Annotated in this window: 8 protein-coding genes; all 8 read left to right on the top strand. The window is 60.7% G+C overall.

What is annotated here, in order from left to right:
• A partial coding sequence (locus tag NUW23_03475; protein ID MCR4425240.1) for a dihydrodipicolinate synthase family protein occupies positions 1-486 on the top strand: 486 nt, incomplete at its 5' end.
• A gap of 57 nt (positions 487-543) precedes the next feature.
• Entirely contained in the window at positions 544-1512 is a 969-nt protein-coding gene (locus tag NUW23_03470; GenBank protein MCR4425239.1) for a hydroxyacid dehydrogenase, read from the top strand.
• 50 nt (positions 1513-1562) lie between these two features.
• Complete coding sequence (gene larA / locus NUW23_03465; protein MCR4425238.1) at positions 1563-2840, top strand: nickel-dependent lactate racemase; 1278 nt, start codon at positions 1563-1565, stop codon at positions 2838-2840.
• A gap of 137 nt (positions 2841-2977) precedes the next feature.
• Positions 2978-4087, top strand: coding sequence for a tripartite tricarboxylate transporter substrate binding protein (locus NUW23_03460; GenBank protein MCR4425237.1), 1110 nt, complete (start codon positions 2978-2980; stop codon positions 4085-4087).
• A 123-nt stretch (positions 4088-4210) separates the two neighbouring features.
• Positions 4211-4717, top strand: a complete 507-nt coding sequence (locus tag NUW23_03455) for a tripartite tricarboxylate transporter TctB family protein (protein MCR4425236.1) — start codon at positions 4211-4213, stop codon at positions 4715-4717.
• Positions 4718-4733: 16 nt separating this feature from the next.
• A complete protein-coding gene (locus NUW23_03450; GenBank protein ID MCR4425235.1) occupies positions 4734-6251 on the top strand; it encodes a tripartite tricarboxylate transporter permease in 1518 nt (505 codons plus the stop codon).
• Positions 6252-6391: 140 nt separating this feature from the next.
• Entirely contained in the window at positions 6392-7357 is a 966-nt protein-coding gene (locus NUW23_03445) for an FAD:protein FMN transferase (protein MCR4425234.1), read from the top strand.
• Between the two features lie 19 nt (positions 7358-7376).
• A complete protein-coding gene (locus tag NUW23_03440; GenBank protein MCR4425233.1) occupies positions 7377-7763 on the top strand; it encodes an FMN-binding protein in 387 nt (128 codons plus the stop codon).
• Positions 7764-7884: the final 121 nt, after the last annotated feature.

Raw genomic sequence — 7884 nt, 5'->3', positions numbered from 1 at the left:
TCCAATCCCGGCAGAACCAAGGTCCCGATCAAAGTGGAGACCGTAAAGGAACTCGCGCAGGTCGAGAACATCGTGGGCGTCAAGGACTCCAGTGGCGACATGACGCTCACCGGCGAGTACATAAGGGTCACCAGAGGGATGGATTTCTCAGTCCTGGCGGGCCGGGATACCTTGATCTACGCTACTCTATGCTACGGCGGGACCGGGTCCATCACCGCCACCGCCAACGTCGAACCCCGGATCCCCGTGGAGATCTACGAGGCCTTCGTGGCGGGTGATCACAAGAGGGCGCTCGAGGCCCAGTACCGCCTCGCTCCGCTTCGGATAGCGTTCGAGCTCGGCACCTTCCCTGTGGTCATCAAGGAGGCGCTGAATATGATCGGCATCGAGGCGGGTGAGGCCATCCTTCCTGTGGGAGAGATGAGCCAGGAGGCCAAGGCTAAGCTGAGAAACACCCTCGTAGAGATGGGCATTCTGGAGAGCTAGACCGGGCCCCACCGGTGGGCGGGCGTCACATCTCATAAGCCAAGGCAGGTGCTGTAGGTGAGGAAGAGAGTACTGATAGTCCAGCCCATCCACGAGTCCGGAGTGGCCGTCCTTGCGGACGCATTCGACGTAAGGGTGGCCTCTGATCCGTCGGTCGAGACTGTAAAGAAAGAGATCGCGGGCGCGGAAGGTGCCATCGTCCGTACAGCTCCATTCACCCGAGAGATTATGGAGTCCGCTGACTGTCTTCGGGTCGTCGCCCGGCACGGGGTTGGAGTAGACAACATAGATGTGAAAGCCGCAACGGAGATGGGCATCCTGGTGCTCAACACCCCCAACGCCAACGCCGTTTCGGTGGCGGAGCACACAATCCTGGCCATCGGAGCCCTGGCCAAGCGGATGCTCCCGATGGACCGGGCCACCCGTGAGGGCAAGTGGGAGTCGAGGAACGAGTACAAGGCGGTGGACCTAGAAGGGAAGACCCTCGGCCTCATAGGCATTGGCCGGATCGGGTCCATCGTGGCCAGGAAAGCCCAGACTGCGTTCGACCTCAGGGTTATCGCGTTCGATCCGTATGTCAAGCCCGAGACGGCTTCCCAGGCGAGGATCACCCTGCTTGACGAGGTCGATAAGGTGTTCAGGGCCGCGGACGTGGTATCATTGCACGTCCCGCTGACACCCGAGACCAGGCACCTCGTGAACCCTGCGAGGCTGGCCATGATGAAACCCGGTTCGTTCCTGGTGAACTTCTCCCGGGGAGAGGTTGTCGACGAGAAGGCGCTCTGCGACGCCCTCAGAAACGGCCCCATCGCGGCAGCCGCTCTCGACGTCTTTGAGCGGGAGCCGCCGGATAAGGACAATCCCCTCTTTGGGTTCGACAACGTGCTGCTTTCGCCGCACAGTGCTGCACTTACCCGGGAGTGCGTGATCAGGATGGCCACCGGGGCCGCGGAAGGAGTGCGGGACGTCCTGACCGGCCAGAGGCCGAAGTGGGTGGTCAACCCGGAGGCGCTTAGGACGGCGTGACGGGAATTCCGGACGCCGGGGCAGACCGCTCGGGAAGGTAGGGATGGTCGGTGGCCAGGTATGCGGTCCCCAACGGCAGGCGACTGGTGGAATTCGACATCCCTGATTGGGTCGACGTGGCCGTCGTGGAGTGTAACGAGCTTCCCACAGTCGCCGACGAGGAACGCGCGATCCGAGAGGCTGTCTGGAACCCCATAGGAAGTGTGCGCCTGTCAGAGATGGTGAGGCCCGGCCAGAAAGCCGCCATCGTGGTCACGGACATCACCCGTAAGCTTCCGGAGGACATAATCGTCCCTATACTCATTGACGAACTTGTCGCAGGCGGGATCAGAGCCGACGATATCACCGCGGTGGTCGCAACTGGGACCCACAGGCCGAACACCTCTGAGGAGCTTGCCGACATGTTCGGCCAGGACACAGTCTCGAAAATCAGGTTCGTCAACCATGACCCGTGGGACAGACGCCGCCTGGTGGAACTGGGCAAGTCCAGGCGGGGGATTCCCCTCTCGGTGAATAAGGAGGTCGCCGAGGCCGATGTCCGGATATCCACCGGCGTGATAGAGACGCACCTATTTGCCGGGTACAGCGGGGGAGTCAAGAGCATCGCCGTCGGAGTAGCGGGCGAGGCGACCATCGGGGCGACCCACAACTTCGAAATGCTCTCCCAGACGAGGCTCGGGGTCATCGAAGGCAACGCCTTCAGGGAGTTCCTCACGGAGGCCGCCTCCGCAGTCGGGCTGGATTTCATAGTGAATGTGGTTCAGACCGGCAAGAAAGAGCTGGTAAGGGCTGTTGCCGGCCACCCCGTTCAGGCATTCCTGGAGGGAGTCAAGACCGCGAGGGCACTGTACGAGGTGGAGATAGACCAGGCCGGCGACGTGGTCGTCGCAGGCGTGGGCTACCCAAAGAACCGCGACCTCTACCAGGCCACCAGGGCTGCCAACACTTCAGTATTCGGACCAAGACCCGTCGTCAGGGCCGGCGGGACACTCATCATCCCTGCAAGCTGTGAGGATGGGTATGGCCACCCGGGTTACGTGGAGTGGATGGCGGGGTCAGGAGGCCCTGATGAGATCATCGAGACCGCGAAGGTCAACGGGTTCGCTCCAGGCGAACAAAAGGCTCTGATACTGGCGTGGATTCTCAAGCACGCGAGAGTGGTCATCACCGACTGCTTGATACCCGCTCATGACCTCAGACGCATTCACCTGGAGGCCGCGGAGACCGTACAACGAGCGGTCGATGACGAGCTTTCGCGAAACCCTGGCGCCAGGGTCATTGTCATCCCAGACGCGCTTCTGACACTCCCAGTGGTCAAGGGATCGTGAGCCAGGATCCGTCACCGTGCGGAAATCCAGAAAGGGGTGAGGGCAGGGAACCGGCGGTTGCACAAAGCGGAGTTCGGATTGACCGGTGCAGTGGTGAATTGGCTCAACTTCCACTTTGCTAAGGAGGAATCGTAGCCATGAAGCGACTCGCAGTGCTTCTGACACTGGTGCTGGCAAGTGCATTGCTGAACACCTCCGGTTACGCCGCAAGCTGGCCGGACCGCGCTATTACCGTCATTCTCGGATGGTCCGCGGGCGGCACTTCCGATACCACGGTCCGTGCCGTTGTCCGCGAAATGAGCGAGTTCCTTGGAAAGCCCATACAGGTCACGAACGTCGACGGCGCGAACGGCGGAATCGCCGGCCAGAGGGTAGCACAGTCCCGCCCCGACGGCTACACGTTCTTCGGCGGCGCCATGGTTCAGGGAACTTGGCTGGTGACAAAGCAGGCCCAGGTCAGCTGGGAGGATTTCTACAGCTTCCCGGCGGGCATGGGTGGGACGACCATATACGTTCGGGCAGATTCCCCTTACAGGGACCTCAACGACCTGATCGCTGCGATCAAGAAGGCAGACAAGCCGGTTCGCTACGGTAGCACCGGCGCCGGCGGGAACGGCGCTATCTTCGCGCAGGCCGTTGTGCAGGCAGCGGGAGTTGCCGACCGGACCATTGAGGTACCCTACAATGGCGGACGCGAAGCGGGACGTTTCCTCCTGTCGGGCGCAGTCGAGTTCTGCTCAGTATCTTTGGGAGACATCTCTGACTGGGCAGAGGCCGGCCAGGTCAGGCCGTTGGCCAACCTCTACCCCAAGGATTTTCATTGGAGGGGCGTAACGTTCCCGACCATCAACCGGTTCTACCCGCAACTGGAGGTTTACACAGCCATCAACCCGTATTGGGGCATTGCGGTCCGAAGAGACACACCGCCGGAGACCGTCGAGCGGATCGCGGAGGCATTCGTGTATGCGGTGAAGCACCCGCGTTTCCAGGAGAGTCTCGAGAGCCGCGGGATCATTGTCGCGCCGCTGATGGGGGTGGCGTCTGACCAGGCCGTGTCGAAGGTCGGCTCGGGCCGTACGTGGCCCCAGTACGAGCTGGGCATCGTGTCTGACAGCCCGGCGAAGTTCAATATCCCGCGGATCACAGAATGGTCCTGGCCGCCCAACCAGGCTGCAGCGAAGATCAGGCCCTGGCCCGCGAAGGTCGAGGAGCTCTTCGCCCAGGAACTCGCGGAGTTCACCAAGTAGGGCAATGGGTGGGGGACAGCCAGCCGGCACCGGCCGTCCCCCACTCACCCTTCTTCCTAGCAACCCAGACTTGCGAGCGGCAACCGGATTCGCCAGTTCAAGTAGGAAGTGAGGGGTCAAACGGTGGAGGAGAAACCAATACCCCCCAAGACGCGGGACCTTCAGGACCACTACTGGCCCGTCGGTGACGTCGTCGGGGGTCTCGCATTCATGGCTCTCTCGGTCTTCGCAATTGTGGGCGCGCTGAACATGCCACGCCGTGGCACCTTGGGATTCGTGACTGCTGCTGGTTTCACGCCCACACTCATCGGGTCTCTACTGTTCGTCCTCAGCGCAACACTGGTAGCCCTCACCCTGCGAACGCATGGATACAGGTCGATCGCGGGATGGGCTAGGAGCACCCTTTCCAATGACATCGTCCGCAGGTGGCTAACCCTGGTTGCACTCATAGGAGTCTACGTGGCTTTGGTGGGATGGATCCACTTCATAGTGCTGCAGTTTCTTTTCTTCGTCGCGATCTTCGCGTATCTTCGCGTAGGCAGGGCATGGCACGTCCTGGTTTACAGTGTCCTCGGCGCCGCACTCATTGGGTACCTGATACCCGAGATATTCGAGATGCCGATTCCGTAGCGCAGGGGGGACAGCCATGAACTGGAGCTTGCTCACCCAGGAGTGGGCGCTGTTGCCTCAGATGATGGGGGCCGTTCTCTCCAACTCGGTCACACTCATCGCGCTGGTCGCCGGTGGAATCCTGGGCCTCATTGGCGGAATACTGCCTGGGATTTCCGCTGTGATGGCCATGACCCTCATGCTTGGTTTTGTCTTCCGCCTGCCTCCGGACGCTGGGATCGGCTTGCTGGTCGGCATCTACTGTGCGGCGATATATGGTGGCAGCGTGACAGCGATCATGCTGAACATCCCTGGAACCCCTGCGGCGGCTGCCACCGTGCTGGACGGGTTTCCGCTCGCGAAGAAGGGCAGGGCAAGGGAGGCCATAGGCATTGCCACGTGGTCCAGTTTCTTCGGGGAGATCGGAGGGGAGCTTGGGACCTTCCTGCTGTTGCCCATCATCGCAGTGGCCGCGCTGAGACTGGGGGACTGGGAGGTCTTCCTGGTCTCGCTGATAGGAGTGACTCTCGCCGGTGCTCTGGGTGCCAAGAACCCGCTGAAAGGCTGGATAGCAGCGTTTGCAGGTTTTCTGGTGGCCATGGCCGGGACAGACCCGGTCTGGGGCGTGTTCCGGTACGGGTACACACCCGAGCTCATGCGCGGCATTCAGTTCGTCCCCGTCCTGATTGGCCTCTTCGGCCTGGCCGAAGTCTTCTGGGTCCTTCGCGAGAAAGTGCCATACCAGTTGACGGGCGAGCCTGGACGCATGGTCGCAGACCTCAGTCTGTTCAAACGCTACTTCACGACACTGATCCGTTCGATCCTCATCGGGATCGGAGTGGGGATAGTGCCGGGGGTGGGTGAGTCCGTGGCCCCGTGGGTGGCCTATGATGCCGCCCAGCGTTCGTCCAGGGAAAAGGAGAAATTCGGCACAGGGCACCCCGAGGGGATCATCGCCCCGGAGGCTGCCAACAACGCCACTTCCGGCGGGGCCCTCATCCCCATGCTGGTTCTGGGCATTCCAGGAAGCGGGCCCACGGCCGTTCTGCTCGCGGCTTTGTTCATGTACGGCATACGGCCGGGCCCCATGCTCATCATCGAGCAACCGGGGTTGATCGCGAGGGTGATCGTGCTCTTCTGGTTTTCGGCCGTGGTGTTCCGCCTGCTCTCCTGGCTGCTGTCACCCTACTTCATACGCCTTCTCTCCATCAGGCGTGAGATCATACTCCCGGCCGCGGTGACCCTCGGTGTGATAGGAGCCTGGGGCACCGGGTTCACCACGTTCGACGTGTGGGTCATGTTCATCTTCGGTGTGGTGGGGTACCTGATGCGACTGCGCGGGTACCCACTGGCCCCGATGGTCCTGGGAGTCCTCGTGGGGCCAATCGCCGACTACTCGCTCAGACGTGCGATCCTGACATACTCCGGAGACATGTGGACAATGTTCACACGGCCCATAGGCCTCGTGCTCATCGCGTTTCTCGTTATCATGCTCTATGCGAACTTGCGCGGAAGAGGCAGGGCTGAGGGGGCGGTCGAGTCTTCAGGGGAGTAGACGGGCCGGCAGGACGGTAAAGAGACAGACCTGCGCCGAAGCTGGAATAAAGGGAAAGTCGCAAGCTCGTCGTAGGATACAAATTGATGAGTCCTGGTTCAGAATGCGCGAGCAGGCAGACGGAGAATAGGGGTCTAGCAGTGGCCAAGGCCTTCGTTGCGGAGTCTGAGAGCTTCGGGATGGGCACAATAATGACCCACAGAGCCTTCGGTGAACACGCCGAAGAGTCTCTGCACGCGATCAGGCGAGAGGCCACACGGCTTGAAAGCCTGATGAGCCGATTTGTGCCCGGAAGCGAGATAAGCGCGATCAACAGGTCGGCAGGTATCTCGTGCGAAAGGTTGAGCGCTGACACATATGAGGTGCTGTCGCACGCAGCCGAATTCTCAAGTGTCTGCCAGGGGCTATTCGATGTTACCATCGGGCCTCTGGTGGACCTATGGAGCATCGGCAGGGGTGCATCAAGCCCTCCGGAGGACTCAAAGATAAGGCGGGTTCTTTCTCTGGTGGGCTACACCGATTTGGTACTGGACCCCAACGAAAGGGCCGCCGGGCTCCGGAGGGCCGGACAATCCATCGACCTCGGTGGCATAGGGAAAGGCTATGCGGGCGACAGATTCGTCCAGGTATTCAGGGACCACGACGTCACATCAGCTTTCGCAAACATAGGAGGCAATGTGGTGGCCCTCGGGACAAGACCTGACGGGACAGACTGGCGGATCGGCATACAGCACCCCAGGCAGGAAGGTAGCTTGATCGGTCTTGTTTCCGTGGCCGACAAGGCGGTGGTCACATCCGGCGACTACCAGCGATACTTCATAGATAGACACGGCAGGAGGCGCCATCATATACTCGACCCGTCTACCGGATATCCAGCCGACTCGGGGTTGGTGAGCGCGACCATTGTCGCAGACAGTTCCGTGATTGCCGACGCGCTGTCGACGGCCGTGTTCGTGGCCGGGATGAACAGAGGACTTGGATTCATCAGGCGGTTCCCTAGAGCCGAGGCCGTTCTCGTCGATGTTGAGTTATCGGTTCATGTCACTGAAGGTCTGAAGAACTGCTTTCTGGCTGCTGAGGGTCGAAGTGTGAATGTCATTCGATGAATGCAGGGAGAAGATGCGGATGTGGAAGGTATTGCTGGCGATTCTCGGAGGATTCGTTGTAGTGATGGTAGGAGCAGGCGTCTTTCTGATGGCCGGGCAGTCTTCTATCAAGAGCCTCCAGATTCGCGCTGTAGATTTCACAAGGCTCAGGGACGGAACCTACACAGGACAGTTCAAAGGCGGTCGGTGGTCGAACACGGTTCGGGTCACGGTGTCGTCAGGCAAGGTCACCGATATCGATGTCCTGAAGGAAGTCCGGATCCCGAAGACTGAAGTCACGGAGCAGGTGGTCAGGAAGATCATCGAGACTCAATCGCTGGACGTGGATACCGTCAGCGGTGCAACCATAAACACTAAGGCCTATCTCAAGGCGGTGGAAAACGCGCTTACCGCAGCAGAGCAATGACAGGTGAGGCATCAGCAAGTACTGGTCCGGCTGGCGCCTCATCCGTTTTCACCTGTACACCACGGGTGATCCCCTGCTCCAGTGCCACGTACGAACCAACATTCCGCATGTAACATCTCCC

The sequence above is a fragment of the Bacillota bacterium genome, assembly GCA_024655925.1.
Classification (GTDB): domain Bacteria; phylum Bacillota; class DTU025; order DTU025; family JANLFS01; genus JANLFS01.
This window is presented reverse-complemented; position numbering and strand designations above follow the sequence as displayed.

What these genes read in the sequence shown, in the direction of transcription:
- NUW23_03450 (MCR4425235.1), top strand. Translation starts at nt 4,734, where the DNA reads ATGAACTGGAGCTTGCTCACCCAGGAGTGGGCGCTGTTGCCTCAGATG.
- NUW23_03460 (MCR4425237.1), top strand. Translation starts at nt 2,978, where the DNA reads ATGAAGCGACTCGCAGTGCTTCTGACACTGGTGCTGGCAAGTGCATTG.
- NUW23_03440 (MCR4425233.1), top strand. Translation starts at nt 7,377, where the DNA reads ATGTGGAAGGTATTGCTGGCGATTCTCGGAGGATTCGTTGTAGTGATG.